The following is a 14003-nucleotide window of genomic DNA, read 5'->3' on the forward strand; positions in this document are numbered from 1 at the left end:
GTCAGGAAGCGGGGAACTGGGCCGCCGGGACCGGCACGCTGGTGGCGTTGCCGCCGGCCACCGCGAACAGGGTGAGCCGGTACGTCCTGTACTGGATCGACGTCGACAGGCGCCGGGTCGTGAAGGCCACACCGCTGTCGAACTTGCTGAACGAGCAGTTGCGGGTGAACCGGGCGGCGTCGGTGTCCCAGTCCTCGCCCAGGGTGTAGAAGACGTCGAAGGAGCCATCGGGTAGCCCATCGACCGTCGTGCTGCTGCCGCCCCGGACGAAGATGTTGCGTACCCGCGCGCCCCCCTCGGTCAGCTTGACCACGGCGTCGTGGGACGCGGGCGCCTCGACGGTGAGCTTGCCGTAGCCGCCTCGACGGCCGGGGCCGATGCTGCCGTTGTCCGGCCGGCGGGTCTGGTCCGGCTGGCCGGCCGGCAGGAACGAGCCGACCCGGTAGGGGTTGGTCGAGTCCGCCGTCGCGAGCGCCGCGACGGCCAGCCGGGTCAGGTGCGCGCCGTTGCCGGCCGACGCACGGCGCCCGCCCGAGCTGCCGGTGCACAGCACCTGCCGGTCGGCGTCGGCGCGCAGGCTGTCCAGATCGGTGCCGAGGGCGAGCAGCGCGGCGACGAGCTGCCCGTGCGCGGCGCGCGCCCGCACCGGCGGGGCGGTGCGCTCCAGCGTCGTGCGCTGGGTCGTCAGGTCCGCCGCGGCCGTGCGCAGCGCCCCGGACAGGTCGGTCGGCGTCTGCGCACCCGAGACCGCTGTGAAGTCCGGGGTGAGCGCGGTGTCCAGGCCGGTCAGCACCTGCTGGTAGGTCGCGGGGGCGACGCCCGTCGGCGTGGGAGAAGGCCGCGGGGGCGACGCGGGCGCGACCGTGCCGGAGGGGAGGGCGGGTAGGCCCGTCGCCGGATCAGACCCACCGCAGGCGGCCGCCCACAGCAGCGCCAACGCGGCGATGCCGGTCCCGAGAACCCGCCGCCGAGCGCCCCGCACCATCGCCCATCCCCCCATCCGACCTGCGTCACGTCCGACCTGCGTCACGTCCGGCCCGCGTCACGTCCGGCCCGCGTCGCCTCGTCCACCCGCCCTGGCCGCCGCGCCGCCCCGACCTCCAGGCGTCCCGCCCGCACGCCGTGGAGTACGGGTGGCAGGAGCGTGATGTCGAGGCGAGCGTAGGAAAGTTCGCGGCCACGCCCGCCCGCAACGGCGGATCTCGCGGGCGGCCCGCGCGGAGCTCGGTCGGGCCCGCAACAGTTGGCCTGCGGGAACGGCTCCGCCTGGCGGGGGGCTGTCGGTAAGCCGACAAGCCGGCGCACCGCAGGCCGCTGCGGCACTGGAAGTCCCGGGGCCGGTCGGGCCGGGGTGCGCGGGCGGAGCACCGGGCCGCCGCGGGATCGGGCGGCAGAACGCGACAGAGCGGACACTCGGCGCCATACTGTAGACGGAGGGATTGGGTCTCGCCACGGGGCGTGCTCGCCGGCGACGGCGGCGCGGCGGGCCGGGCGGTGTGCGGGCTGGCGGGCCGGGTCCGGCGGTGACGCGACTGGCGGGGGGCGACGATGGGGGGCGCAGCCCTGACGGCGGCGGAGGCCCAGCTGATCCAGGGGCTGTTCGTCCCCCGGGAACGCTGGGGATGGGAGTTCGTCGACGGCGGCCCGCCGGCGCCGAGCCCGCTCGCCGACAAACGCCCCGTCTGGACGGAACCGGCACTGCCCGACCTGGCCGAGCTGGCCGCCCGGCGGGACCGGGCGATCCGGTCGCTGTGGACGCGGCTGCTGCTGCCCGTCGCCTTCGTCGTCTTCGGGGTGCTGCTGGCGTCCGAGGGCGGGCTGTTCTTCGTGCCGGCCGGGTTCGCCCTCGCGCTGCTCGCCGGCCTGCCCCCGCTGGCGCGCCACCGCCGGCTGGTCCGCGCCCGGCGCCGGGCGGCGACGGCGACGGCGACCGCCCGCGCCACGCACGAGCAGGCGGTGGTCTCCTGGCGGGCCGAGCTCGACGCGCACAACCGGGCCGACGAGCGTCGCCGGGAGGCCGCCAGCGCCTTCTTCCCCATCGTGACGCCGGCCGCGACGCCGCGGGTCGACGTCTTCGGCGGCGACGGCAACGGCTGGGCCAGCCTGCTGGCCACCGCCGGCTGCTCGGTGCTCACCGGCGGCACCGGCATCCTGCTGGTCGACCTCAGCGAGCGAACGGTCGGCGGCGGGCTGGCGCGGCTGGCCGGGCAGGCCCGCTGGCCCGTCGAGTCCTGGGACCTGCCCCGCCAGCTCGACGAGGTCGCGTTGCTCGACGGGCTCGGCCCACGGGAGACCGGCGAGCTCGTGGCGGACGCCTTCGGCCCGACCCGCGAGGGTGACCAGGACCATCACCGCCGGGCGCTGCACGCCGACCTCGTGAGCACGGTCGGTCAGGTCCTCGGCGAACGGCTGACCTTCCGCCGGCTCGCCGAGGGCCTGCGCGTGCTGGAAGGTCTCGACGACGGCACTGCGGCCGCGGCGTTGTCGACAGCCGAGGCCGGTGCGCTCGTCAGCCGGATGAACGCCTTCGGCCGCGGTGAGCGGATCCCCGACGAGCTGCGCTACCTGCGTTCCTCGCTGGAGGCTCTCTGCCCGCCGGGCGCCCCGGCCATGCCCCCGGACCGGCCGGCGATCGTCGGCGCGCCCGGTGCCGGCGGCCTGCGGCGGCTGGCAGCGTGGTGGCCGGTCCAGGGGCTGCGGGTGGTGGCGACCTCCAGCCGCACGTCGTCGACGCATCACAAGGAGCTCGCCGACCGGCTCGTCATCCAGGCGGTACTCCACCAGCTCCGCCGCCGCGAGCTCGCCCCCGCGGCCGGGCGGGACATGCTGGTCGTCGCCGGAGCGGACCACCTCGGCCGGCCGGTGCTGGGGGGTCTCGCCCGGCACGCCGAGATCGCCGGGGTGCGCCTCGTGCTGCTCTTCGAGCGGCTCGCCGACGACGCCGAGCGGGTCCTGGGCAGCCAGGGCGGCTCGACGATCATCATGCGGCTCGGTAACGGCAAGGACGCGGCGACCGCGGCGGAGTTCATCGGCCGCGGTCACAAGTTCGTCCTGTCCCAGGTGACCACGCAGATCGGGCGTAGCTTCACGACGGGCGACAGCGACAGTGTCGGCTACTCCGACGGAACCTCCGACACCACCGGCACCAGCGGCGGGTCGGGCCGGACCTACGACGGCACCCGCCTGCTGCCCTGGCTGCAGAGCACCTCGACGAACACCGGCTGGCAGGAGTCCGTGACGACGTCGCGCTCGAAGACCTGGCAGCGCACGACGAACACCTCGGTCAGCGACTCGACGAACGACGGCAGCACCACGCAGCGGGTGTATGAGTTCCTCATCGAGCCCACCACCGTGCAGACCCTGCCCACCACCGCTTTCCTGCTGGTCAGCCCGGTCGACGGACCGGGTCGGGTGACACCGGGCGACTGCAACCCCGGCACCGTGCTGCTGCCCCGGGTCTCGCCGGTAGACCGTTGGTCGGCGGCCCGAGGCGGCTCGGGAGCCGCGGCCCCGGGGCCGGGTGTCCCGGCTCCGGACGCCGTCCCCCTGGCCGTGCCTCCCACGCCAGCGGCCCAGCTTCCGGTCGGTGGGCCGGCGGGCCGGACGGCCGGCGCCTGGCCGCGTCCGATCGAGACAGCTACGCCCGGCATCGGCCCGATCCATGCGGCGGCCGCGGAGGAGCTGGCCTACCGACTGAGCCCGCCCCCACGGCCCTCCCGCCCCGGCGGCTGGGTCCCGGCCGGGGAGCAGTCCGCGGCGGGGCCGTACCCGCAGGCCGAGGGCCCCGGGCGGCCAGTGGAGGACCCCGGGGCCTACGGGCAGCGTGCCGAGGGGAGGCCGCCGCGCAGGGGGCGGCGCCGCCTTGGCGGGCAGCCGCCGAACCCGGCATGACCGGCAAACACCACACGTAGTTATCCACAATCAAAAAAAGATGCTGGCCCAACGGAAGAACAACCGTCATCGTCTTCTCATGGCCCATAACCCTGGCCGACTCTCCTGGCAGGAGATCGCCACCACGCAGGCCGGTGTGATCACGATCCGCGACGCGGTCGCCGCCGGCATCACCCGTACCGAGATCCGCCGGCGGCTCAACGACGGCCGCTGGCGGCAGCCCTTCCGCGGCGTCCTGATCACCGACCTCACCCCCTCCGCCGGCACGCAGCATCTGTGGGCCGCCGTGCAGGCCATCGGCCCGGACGCGGTGCTCGCGGGCGGGTGCGCGGCGGCGCTCGCCGGACTGGTCGGCTACGACGCCCAGCCGGTGACGGTGCTCGTTCCGGCCGACCGCCGCGTCAGCGCCCCGCCGGGGGTACTGCTGCGCCACAGCGCCCGCCTGGAGATCACCGAGATCGACCCGCTGCGGCTGCCCCGGCGGACGACGCCGGCCCGGTCCGTGATCGACATGGCGGAGTGGGCGGCATCCCGGGCGCTGGCGCAGGACCTCCTCGGCGACGCGGTACGCCAGCGCATCGTCACCATCCGCGGCCTTCGTGAGGCGCTGTCCCGCCGCGGCCCGATCAGCCGACGCACGCTGATCACCGAGACGCTTGATCGGCTGGGTGAGGACGCGCCGCACCTCACCGAGATCATGTTCCGCCGGATCGAGCGGCGCCGCGAGCTGCCCCCCGCCGGCTACGGGGTCGACGGTCCGGCCGACGAGCCGACGTCCCGGTTGACCGTGCGCTACGAGCCGTGGCGGGTGCGGGTCGAGATCGGGTCGGTCGTGGGCGAGTCGGTCACGCAGGGTGGTCACGGCCAGGACATCCTGGTCCGGTTGCCGGCACGCCTGCTGCGGACCGCACCGGACGACGCCGCCGCGATCGTCGCCGGGGCCCTGCGCGAACGGGGCTGGGTGCCGCCGGCGGACCGCCCCCACCGGGCCCTGGCGTCCTGACGCGGCGACCGCCGCCGCAGGCGGAGGGGTTGGCGGCGGCCTGATCATGCCGTAACTTTGAGCGAACGTTGCGGGAGCTTCCACCCGAGGAGGCTGAGAGGGCGGCTGGGCAGGAGCCCGGCGCCGCCGACCGCCTGAACCTGTCCGGGTAATTCCGGCGTAGGGAGTGATGGCCGTGGCGCGTCCGGCTCCGATCGTCTCCATCCGCCGCCCGCGGGCGCCGCTGCGTCCGGCGGCGCTGGGCCATCCGTCGGCGCTGGGCCATCCGGCGCCGCCACACCGCCCGCCGGCACCGCCACCAAGCGCGATGGGTGCCGGCGGCGGGACGGCGCACTAGCGCCCCGCGCCGCCGGCCGCCGCGGTTCCCGGCCGACCGGCGGTGCGCCGTCCGTCCCCGGTCGGCCACGTACCGTGCGGGACGGCGCTAGCCCGCCTGGCACCGCCTGCCAAGTGCCGACGGCTGCGACCGATGCCCGGCAGCGGCCCCGGATCATGACCGGCCAGTCCTACGCGCCAGGCCGGCGCCCGACCGGTCCTCGTCGACCCGGTCCTCGTCCGATCGGTCCTCGTCCGATCGGACGCCGCCGGACCGGCCCCGTCAGGCGTTCGCCGCCCGGCGGTCCGCACCTGGCCGGTGACGCGCCCCCTGCGTGCCCCGTCGGACACGTGCTCGTAGCCGCCGCAGGACAGCACCAGCGCAGGAAGCAGCAGCGCAGGAAGGAGGAGAACTCGTGTTCGCCCGCCGATCGAGCCCGCGCACGGCCCTGCCGTCGTCCGATCCCCTCCAGCCGGTCGGGACGGGCGTCGAGCTCCGTGGGATCGCCAAGCGGTTCGGCGACACCACCGCGGTGGCCGGCGCGGACCTGTCCGTCCCCGCGCACAGCCGCCTGGGCATCGTCGGCCCGAGCGGGTGCGGCAAGTCGACCCTGCTGTCGATGATCTGCGGGTTGACCGACCCGGACGCCGGCGCCATCGACGTCCTCGGTGCCGCGGACGCGCCGGGCCGGCTGGCCCGCTGCGCCTGGATGCCCCAGCGCGACCTGTTGCTGCCCTGGCGCGGGGTCCTCGCCAACGCCCGCATCCCGCTGGAGAACCAGGGGCTGTCCCGCCGGGAGGCGTCACGGCGCGTTCGGCCGCTGCTCGACCGGTTCGGCCTCGCCGAGTTCGCCGACCACCGGCCGGCGCAGCTTTCCGGCGGCATGCGCCAGCGGGTCTCGTTCCTGCGCACGGTGGCTGCGGACAAGCCGGTGCTGTTGCTCGACGAGCCGTTCGGCGCCCTGGACTCGATCACCCGGGCGGACCTGCAGGACTGGCTGCGCGCGATGCTCGCCGACGAGCCCCGCACCGTCGTCCTCGTCACCCATGACGTCGAGGAGGCGCTGCTGCTGTGCGACCGGGTGGTGGTGATGTCGGCCCGCCCCGGCCGGATCGTCGCGTCGGTCGACGTGCCCCCCTACGCCGGCACCGGCGCCGCGGCCCGGCGGGCCCGCCTCGCCGATCCCGACTTCATCGCCCTGCGCGACACGGTCCTCGCCCACCTGGAGAGCGCGCGATGACCGCGACGCAGGACGCCGGACAGACCGACCTGGGGCCCGGCGGCGTGGGACCCACCGGCGCCGGACCGGGGGGGCCGGGGGGGCCGGGCCGCGGGGAGGCGTCCACACCCGGGCGCAGGCGTGGACGTGGACGCGCGCGGTGGCGGGCGCTGTGGCCGAGCGTCCTGCTCGGTGGCGTGCTGCTCGGCGCCTGGGAGTTCGTCACCCGGGTGCTGCACGTCGAGGAGTACATCCTGCCGGCGCCGGACCAGGTGGCGACGACGCTGGTCGACCGGTGGGACAGCACCCTGCGCAGCGCCACCTGGGTCACCGGCACGGAGATTGTCCTCGGCTTCGCCATCTCGGTCGCCGCCGGGCTCGCCCTCGGCTGCGCGCTGCACTTCTCCGCCGCGGCCCGCCGGGCCCTCTACCCGCTGCTCATCGGCTCCCAGACGATCCCGGTCGTCGTCCTCGCCCCGATCCTGGCGATCATCTTCGGGTACAGCATCACCCCGAAGCTCATCCTGGTGGCGCTCATCTGCTTCTTCCCGGTCGTGGTCGGCACCCTCGACGGTCTCGCCTCGGTCGATCCGGAGCTTGTCCGGATGATGCGGACGCTGCACGGCCGACGGGTCGCCATCTTCACCCGGGTGGAGTTCCCCGCGGCGCTGCCCTCGGTGTTCACCGGCCTGCGTCTGGCCGCCGCCTACGCCGCGACCGGCGCGGTCTTCGGCGAGTACTCGGGCGCCTCCGACGGGCTGGGCCACGTGATGCGCCAGGGCGTCCCCCAACTCCAGTCCGCGCTGGTGTTCGCCGCGATCGTGCTGCTCACCGCGATGTCCGTGGCCCTGTTCGCGCTGGTGAGCTGCGCCGAACGGCTGCTCGTCCCCTGGCACCGCAATCCCACCCGAGAAGGGAACACCCAATGATCTCGCCGCGCTCCCGCCGGCTGACCATGACGGCGGCCGCACTCACCGCCGTCACGCTCGCGGCCGTCACGGCCTGCGGCTCCGACGGCTCGTCCAGCGCCGAGCGCCGGGCCGCCACGGTGCTGCTCGACTGGGAGCCCAACCCGGACCATCTCGCGCTGTACTCGGCGCTGGACGGCGGCGATTACACCGCCGCCGGGCTGAACGTCACCCTGCGCTCACCGTCGGACCCGTCCGACCCGCTCAAGCTCGTCAGCACCGGCACCGTCGACCTGGGCATCTCCTACGAACCCGAGGTGATCATCGCCGGGGTCGAGAAGCTCGACGTCGTCGCCGTCGGCGCCCTCATCCCCACCGCCCTGAACTCGATCATGGCTGTGGGCTCGGCCGGCATCACGAAGCCCGCCGACCTCGCCGGAGCCACGATCGGCACCGCCGGGCTGCGCACCGACGAGGCCTTCCTCGACGCCATCGCGAAGGCCAACCACCTCGACGCCGGTTCGATCCGCCGCGTCGACGTCGGCGCCGACCTGCTGCCGGCCATGATCTCCAAGAAGGTGGACGCCACCCTCGGCGCCTACCGCAACGTCGAGGGCGTCACCCTCGCCGACCGCGGCCTGTCCCCGAAGATCATCCCAGTGACCGAGGCCGGGGTGCCGGAGTACGACGAGCTGGTCATCGTCGCCCGGCGCAGCCGGCTGGCCAGCGACCCGGCGTACGCGACCCTGGTGCGCGACTTCCTGCGCGCGACCGCGGCGGGCAACGCCAGGGCCCTCGACGACCCGGCGAAGGCCGGGGCCACGCTGACCGACGTCGCCGACGGGTACGACCCGAAACTGCTGCCGAAGATGGTCCAGGCCACCGCGCCGCTGCTGCGTAATCCGGCCGGCTTCGGCCGGATGGACACGGGCGCCTGGACGTCGTTCATCACCTGGATGCGCACCGAGGGACTGATCAAGGCGGCCGTCCCGACGACGGACGTCGTCACCAACGACTACCTGCCGAAGCCTTGACCACCGCTGGCACTCCCCGGCCGCAGTTCAGCGCGCGGCTGTGGGCGTCCACCGAGCACGTCTACGAGGCGATCCTGCGCCACCCGTTCCTCACCGGGCTGACCGACGGCAGCCTGCCGCGGGCCGCCTTCGGCCATTTCGTCGTCCAGGACGCGCACTACCTGCGCGACTACGCCCGCGCCCTGGCCGTCTGCGCAGCGAAGGCGCCCACCGAGGGCGACGTGCGGGCGCTCGCGAGCGACGCCGCCGAGGCCGTCGCCGCCGAGCAGGCCATGCACGCCGACCTCCTCGACGCGCTCGGCGGCCCTACGCCCAGCGGCCCCACGCCCGCCGGCCCCGCGCTCGGTGGCCCCCCGCCGGGCGGCGTGGCAGGGGAGGGCGGCGTGGCGGCGGTGGCGCCGACGACCCGCGCCTACACCAGCTACCTGCTCGCGACCGTTTACGGCGGCTCCTTCCTGGAGGGGCTCGCCGCGGTGCTGCCGTGCTACTGGATCTACGCCCGGGTCGGCGCGCGGCTGCTCGCCGACTCCTCCCCCGACCCGGTGTACGCCCGGTGGATCGCCGCCTACGGCGACCCGGCTTTCCAGGCGGTGGCGGACCGGGTCGTCGCCCTCACCGACCGGGTCGGCGCGTCCGCGTCGTCGGCGGAGCGGTCGCGAGCCGCCGAGCACTTCGTGGTGACGGCACGCTACGAGTGGATGTTCTGGGACGCCGCCTGGCGCCGCGAGACCTGGCCGATCTGAACAGCCAGCCGATCTGAACAGCCAGCCGATCTGAACAGCCAGCCACGGCCACCTTGCCCGCCATACCGGTTTCCGGCCAGATTCCGGCCAGATCGAGCCGAGGTTCAAGCACGGTTTCAGGGCGAAAAAGCGTGCCTGGACCTCGGCTCGATTCCGTGAATATCCGATCACGGGAAGCTACGGCAATCTCGGTGTTCCGCGGAACCGTGCCGCCCGCCACGGAGCACGTACCCGACCGAAACCGCCAGAGCACACCCTCGAACTACGCCCGCGCCCGCTCTGGACAGGGCCGAGCCCGCCGATCAGCAAATACGGCCCGATGGCATCCCACTCGCCATCCGCCCCCCAGCATCCACCTGATCAGAGTCCGCCACGCAGGCAATCACCGCCCGACGCGCCCCAAGCGCCCGAATCAGACCTCCTTGCGGGCGATCACCAGGTAGGTGCCCGCGAAGCCGGCGCCATGGACGTAGCGCCGGGCGAGCCGGTCGAGGAGCCGGGCCGTGATCAGCAGGGGGCTGAACACCGCCATCATGGCGCCCCAGGCCACCAGGTGGGCGGGGCCGGCGGCCTGGCGCAGCCAGGGCATGGGGCGCGGTGCGATGGCGGTGACGGCGAGCAGCAGGGCGGCGGTGAGGTCGCCGAGCCCGCGGCTGGCGGCGAAGCGCACCAGGACGGGCCGCAGACCCCGGTCCTCCAGCGCCGCGAGGAGGTTGTCCACCGGGATGAGATGCGCCCGTTCCGGCACGGCCCAGCCGGCCCAGAACCGGCCGAGCCAGCGGGCCTGGTGGCACTCGGCGTTCGCCAGCTCGCACAGCACGTGCCCGCCGGGCGGTAACGCCTTGGCGACGGCGTCGAGCTCCGCCGACGGGTCGTCGGTGCGTTCCAGGTAGCCGAACATGCTGATGACGTCGTAGCGACCGGCGACCGAGTCGACGACGTCGGGCAGCCGGCCGTGGTGGGCGTGGTCGAGCCAACCGCGCCGCAGGCCCTCGTCCAGCCCGGCGAACGTGTCGACCCCGTCGAACACCGTCGCCGGCCACACCTCGCGCGCCGCGTTCGGGAAGTGGCCATAGCGGGAGCCGACGTCCAGCCAGCTACGCGGGACCGTGAACGGGCGCACGGCGGCGGCCTGCCCGCGCCGGTCGCGCGCGATCACTGCCAGGGCCTGCTCGGCGATCCCGGCGCGCAGGCCGTCGTAGCGGTCCCGGTCGTAGAACTCCCGGCCGGCGGGGCTCAGCGCCGGGTTGAGGAACACGTGTCCGCAGCGCCGGCAGCCGTCGAGGCGGAACCGGCCGGGTTTACGCAGGAACATGTCGGGCGAGTCGAGCCGGGTGGCCAGCTCCGCCGAACCGCACCAGGGGCAGTCGGCGCGCCCGCGGCGCAGGAACCGCGCCAGGCCGGCGCGGAGGTCGCGGCCGTAGGAGGCCCGGCTGGCCGCGGTCCGCTGCTTCTTCGCGTGCTTGACCGGGTCGGCGGGCCGCCCCGCGGCCTTGGCCTCGGCGGCCTTCGCGGCCTGCGCCCGACCGGCGCGCACGGAGTCGATGACGAACAGCACCCCGCTCAGGATGCGCACGATCGGGGAGCGGATCAGGTCGCGCGGGGACAGCGGCACCCGGCCCGCGCAGACGAAGAACGGCTGGAACCAGAACAGCGCCGTGGCCGCGAGCCCCCACGGCCGGTTGACGTGCACGCCGATGGCGGTGGCGAGCTGGGGCACGAACGGGAAGAGCTGGTTGCGCCGGGTGAACCGATACGCCCGCTGCTGGACCCGCACCCGCATCGCCGCGTCGTCGCGGGCGGCACGCAGCCCCGGCAGCACGGCGAGGTCGGTCGACCCGGACGCGAAGGTCTTCAGCCGCTCGGTGATGTCGACGAGCTCCACCGGGTCGAAGCCGTCGCGTTGGGTGATGCCGGCCCGGTCGAGGATCTCCGAGCGGACCAGCAATGCCTGAAAGGCACCGCGGCCGGGCACGCACCGGTCGGTGCGGTAGGTGCGGGTGTCGACCATGCGGGCGAGGTCGAGGGCGCGTTCGACGGTCAGGTCCGCGGGGACGAGGTCGAGGACGTCGAGCTTGTCCCGACTGGCGTGGTAGCTGGCCGCGCGCCGCCCGCTGTCGGTCAGCCGCACCCCGTTCGCGACGAGGAACTCGTGCGAGGAGTCCACCGGCCGGCCGGAGGCGGGCAGGGTCTCCAGCCGGCGCAGCCGGCCGCGCAGCCGCACCCCGTTGATGAGCAGGCCGACGCAGACCAGGACCGGCAGCCAGTCGAGCACGGCGGTCAGCCCCGTACCGGCCCGACTGCGGCGCCACCGCGCCGGCGAAACGTCATACGGCGAGTTTCTCAAGCCGGTTGGCGGCGGCCGCAACCCCTCCCGCCGCGGCGAAGGCGTCGCGCAGCCGCCCGGCGGCCTCCCGGTGGCCGGGGGTGTCCAGCACGGAGGTCACCGCGGCGCGCACGGCCGTCGGTCCGGCCCGGCCGAACTTGATCCGCAGGCCGGCGCCACTGCGGACGACCTGCTCGCCGATGATCGGCTGATCGTCGCGGACCGGGGCGACGACCAGCGGGACACCGTGGGACAGCGACTCGCAGACGGTGTTGTTGCCGGCGTGGCAGACCACCGCGGACAGCCTCGGCAGCAGGTCGACCTGCGGCACGAACGGGGCGACGAACAGGTCGTCGGGGGCGGCGGCGGCCAGGTCGTCGACGAGGCCGGGCGGGGCGACGAGGACCGCCTGCGCGCGGGCGGCCAGGCCCAGCAGGCCCTCCGCGGCGGCCCGCAGGAACCGCCCGCCGGCCTCCCGGGTCACCGTGCCGAGCGAGACGAGCACCGCCTCGCGATCGGGATCGAGCCATTCCCAGGGGAACGAGGCGGTCCGCACCCGCCGGCCGACCGTGCTGCCGACGAACGCGACGTGGCCGGGCACGTCCGGGTTGCGCAGCAGCTCCCGCACGGACGTCACGAGGGTGAGCTCGTCGGAGAACCGCAGGTCGCCGGCGGCCGCCTCGGCGGCAGGCACGCCCTGCGCGAGCTGGAAGTCCCGTAACAGGTCGGCGACCCACTGGCCGAGCCCGGCCAGCACCCCGTACGGGTCGTCGAACTCGGCCGACGTCGTGGCGAGGGTGGCCCAGTGCAGCCGCCGGCGGCGGGCGACCAAGGCCGCGCCGATCGCCTGCTGGTCGATGACCAGCACGTCCGGGCGGAACTCGTCGACGGCCGCGTCGATCGCCGGTGCCATCGCCGCGGCGAGCGGCAGCAGGAAATCCTCCCACAGGAACTTCAGCGACGCCGGGCCGCGCAGTGCCCGCGAGCGGGCCACGATGTCGGCGCGGTCGGCCTCGCCGAGCGTCTCCGGTAACGCCAGCAGCGGCAGCTCCGGCGGGACCAGCTCGCCGATCACCCTCGCGTGCCCGGCGACGGCGACGTCGTGACCGCGGGCGGCGAGCTCCCCGGCGATCCCCACGGCCGGGTTGACGTGCCCGGTCAGCGGCGGCACGACGAACAGCAGGCGGCTCACGGGCGGTCAGCTCACCGCCGGGCGGCGCCCGGCGTTCAGGTCGGGCGGCGGCACCATCTGCGTCACCCACTCGGGGGTGGCGAAGCGCCGATCGGCCTCGCGGACGTAGGGCGGCGGTGGCGTGCGCCGGTCGAACAGCCACCAGCGCAGCAGGTTGCGCAGGTAGCCGGTGGCCTCGCGCAGCACCATGTGGGTGTGGTGCTCCAGCACGATCAGGGTGCAATCGGGGACGAGGGCGGCGAGCCCGGCGGCCTGCCCGATGATGTCGGAGTTCTCCCCGTAGACGGCGAGCACCGGGACTCCCAGCGCGGCGAGCGCCTCGGCGGAGAACGGCGGCGTCTCCAGCATGTCGGTGGCGACCGTCGTCTCGGACAGCAGCCGCTGGGCGGCGCGGGTGGCCCGGCTGATCGCCCGGCCGGCACCGTTGTCCAGCCACTCCTGGACCTCGTCGTCGGTCATGGCGACGAGGATCTGGCTCAGCGAGCGGGCCATCTCCTCGCCGAGGCCCTCGATGAGGAACGGCGGCTCGATGAGCGTCAGGCTCGCCACCCGGGCGGTGAACTCCAACCCGAACGCCAGAGCCAGCGTCGCACCGTAGCTGTTGCCGACGATGTGCACCGGGCGGTCCACTCCGAGCGCGTCGAGCAGCCCGGCGAGGTCGGCCATCGAGTCGGCGAGGCGGTAGCCGCCGCGGGGGCGCTCGCTGCGGCCGTGGCCCCGCAGGTCATAGCAGATGACGTCGCAGCCGGCGTCGGCCAGGCAGGTGCCCAGCGAGAAGTAGAAGCTGGAGATGTTGTCCATCACCATGCCGTGCACCATGACGACGATCGGCGAGTCCGCGGACGCTCCCCCTCGGGGTTCGAGCCGCTGCACGTGCAGGCGGACGCCGTTCGCGATGACCTCTGCCACGGGCTTTGTCTCCTTGTCGGATCGGACGCGTCAGTCGGATCGGATGCGTCAGTCGGATCGGATGCGTCAGTCGGATCGGATGCGTCAGTCGGATCGGATGCGACGAGCGGCCGTCAGGCCGAACCGGCGACCGCAGGCGCCGGCAGGCTGTCGACGATGAACCGGACGACCTCGCCGACCCGCATGTTGATCACCTGGTCGACGTCCATCGTGGCGAGGAAGCCGACGAAGTCGACGGCCTCGCCGTAGCGCTCCCGCAACCGGTCGGCGAGCGCCACGAACTCGATGCTCTCCACCTCCAGGTCGTGGCTGAAGGTGGTCTCCATGGTGATGTCCATGTCGATCACGTACTCCTCGCCGATGACCTCGCGCAGGTCCTCGGTGACCTCGCCGAGGACCCTTGCCTCGGCCTCGGCCCGGCCCGGGCCGCCCGGTCCCGCCGTCCCCTGAACAGACATGATC

General features: G+C 74.4%; 11 protein-coding genes and 1 riboswitch. Of the genes, 6 read left to right on the top strand and 5 right to left on the bottom strand.

From position 1 onward, the window contains the following. Nucleotide 1: 1 nt before the first annotated feature. Complete coding sequence (locus FRAQA3DRAFT_RS16140; protein ID WP_009740106.1) at nt 2–985, bottom strand: hypothetical protein; 984 nt, start codon at nt 983–985, stop codon at nt 2–4. Nucleotides 986–1548: 563 nt separating this feature from the next. On the opposite strand from FRAQA3DRAFT_RS16140, the gene FRAQA3DRAFT_RS16145 reads away from it, so the two are divergent. The 6 genes from FRAQA3DRAFT_RS16145 to FRAQA3DRAFT_RS16170 all read left to right on the top strand — a co-directional run bounded on the left by FRAQA3DRAFT_RS16145 (nt 1549) and on the right by FRAQA3DRAFT_RS16170 (nt 9114). Further along, entirely contained in the window at nt 1549–3891 is a 2343-nt protein-coding gene (locus FRAQA3DRAFT_RS16145) for a hypothetical protein (RefSeq protein ID WP_009740107.1), read from the top strand. A gap of 79 nt (nt 3892–3970) precedes the next feature. Further along, nucleotides 3971–4894, top strand: a complete 924-nt coding sequence (locus tag FRAQA3DRAFT_RS16150; protein ID WP_035921052.1) for a type IV toxin-antitoxin system AbiEi family antitoxin domain-containing protein — start codon at nt 3971–3973, stop codon at nt 4892–4894. A 60-nt stretch (nt 4895–4954) separates the two neighbouring features. Beyond that, nucleotides 4955–5079: riboswitch (TPP riboswitch) on the top strand. Between the two features lie 546 nt (nt 5080–5625). Then, nucleotides 5626–6450 (top strand): ABC transporter ATP-binding protein, encoded by an 825-nt coding sequence (locus FRAQA3DRAFT_RS16155; RefSeq protein ID WP_009740109.1) that lies wholly within the window; start codon nt 5626–5628, stop codon nt 6448–6450. After that, nucleotides 6447–7358, top strand: a complete 912-nt coding sequence (locus FRAQA3DRAFT_RS16160; protein WP_009740110.1) for an ABC transporter permease — start codon at nt 6447–6449, stop codon at nt 7356–7358. Before FRAQA3DRAFT_RS16155 ends, FRAQA3DRAFT_RS16160 begins: the two co-directional genes overlap by 4 nt. Next, on the top strand, nt 7355–8371 hold the full coding sequence (locus FRAQA3DRAFT_RS16165; protein ID WP_009740111.1) for an ABC transporter substrate-binding protein: 1017 nt from the start codon (nt 7355–7357) through the stop codon (nt 8369–8371). Before FRAQA3DRAFT_RS16160 ends, FRAQA3DRAFT_RS16165 begins: the two co-directional genes overlap by 4 nt. Next, entirely contained in the window at nt 8368–9114 is a 747-nt protein-coding gene (locus FRAQA3DRAFT_RS16170) for a TenA family protein (RefSeq protein WP_009740112.1), read from the top strand. Before FRAQA3DRAFT_RS16165 ends, FRAQA3DRAFT_RS16170 begins: the two co-directional genes overlap by 4 nt. Nucleotides 9115–9526: 412 nt before the next feature. Here FRAQA3DRAFT_RS16170 and FRAQA3DRAFT_RS16175 read toward each other — a convergent pair whose 3' ends face one another. The 4 genes from FRAQA3DRAFT_RS16175 to FRAQA3DRAFT_RS16190 all read right to left on the bottom strand — a co-directional run bounded on the left by FRAQA3DRAFT_RS16175 (nt 9527) and on the right by FRAQA3DRAFT_RS16190 (nt 13999). Then, on the bottom strand, nt 9527–11389 hold the full coding sequence (locus FRAQA3DRAFT_RS16175; protein WP_009740113.1) for a class I SAM-dependent methyltransferase: 1863 nt from the start codon (nt 11387–11389) through the stop codon (nt 9527–9529). A gap of 52 nt (nt 11390–11441) precedes the next feature. After that, complete coding sequence (locus FRAQA3DRAFT_RS16180) at nt 11442–12632, bottom strand: glycosyltransferase (protein ID WP_009740114.1); 1191 nt, start codon at nt 12630–12632, stop codon at nt 11442–11444. 6 nt (nt 12633–12638) lie between these two features. Next, a complete protein-coding gene (locus tag FRAQA3DRAFT_RS16185) occupies nt 12639–13541 on the bottom strand; it encodes an alpha/beta fold hydrolase (RefSeq protein WP_009740115.1) in 903 nt (300 codons plus the stop codon). A 113-nt stretch (nt 13542–13654) separates the two neighbouring features. Further along, nucleotides 13655–13999: a phosphopantetheine-binding protein gene (locus FRAQA3DRAFT_RS16190; RefSeq protein WP_009740116.1), complete on the bottom strand. Its 345-nt coding sequence runs from the start codon at nt 13997–13999 to the stop codon at nt 13655–13657. Nucleotides 14000–14003 lie beyond the last annotated feature (4 nt).

Source organism: Frankia sp. QA3 (assembly GCF_000262465.1).
In the GTDB taxonomy this organism is placed as follows: Bacteria; Actinomycetota; Actinomycetes; order Frankiales; family Frankiaceae; genus Frankia.

What these genes read in the sequence shown, in the direction of transcription:
- FRAQA3DRAFT_RS16140 (WP_009740106.1), bottom strand. Translation starts at nt 985, where the DNA reads ATGGTGCGGGGCGCTCGGCGGCGGGTTCTCGGGACCGGCATCGCCGCG.
- FRAQA3DRAFT_RS16145 (WP_009740107.1), top strand. Translation starts at nt 1,549, where the DNA reads ATGGGGGGCGCAGCCCTGACGGCGGCGGAGGCCCAGCTGATCCAGGGG.
- FRAQA3DRAFT_RS16150 (WP_035921052.1), top strand. Translation starts at nt 3,971, where the DNA reads ATGGCCCATAACCCTGGCCGACTCTCCTGGCAGGAGATCGCCACCACG.
- FRAQA3DRAFT_RS16160 (WP_009740110.1), top strand. Translation starts at nt 6,447, where the DNA reads ATGACCGCGACGCAGGACGCCGGACAGACCGACCTGGGGCCCGGCGGC.
- FRAQA3DRAFT_RS16165 (WP_009740111.1), top strand. Translation starts at nt 7,355, where the DNA reads ATGATCTCGCCGCGCTCCCGCCGGCTGACCATGACGGCGGCCGCACTC.
- FRAQA3DRAFT_RS16190 (WP_009740116.1), bottom strand. Translation starts at nt 13,999, where the DNA reads ATGTCTGTTCAGGGGACGGCGGGACCGGGCGGCCCGGGCCGGGCCGAG.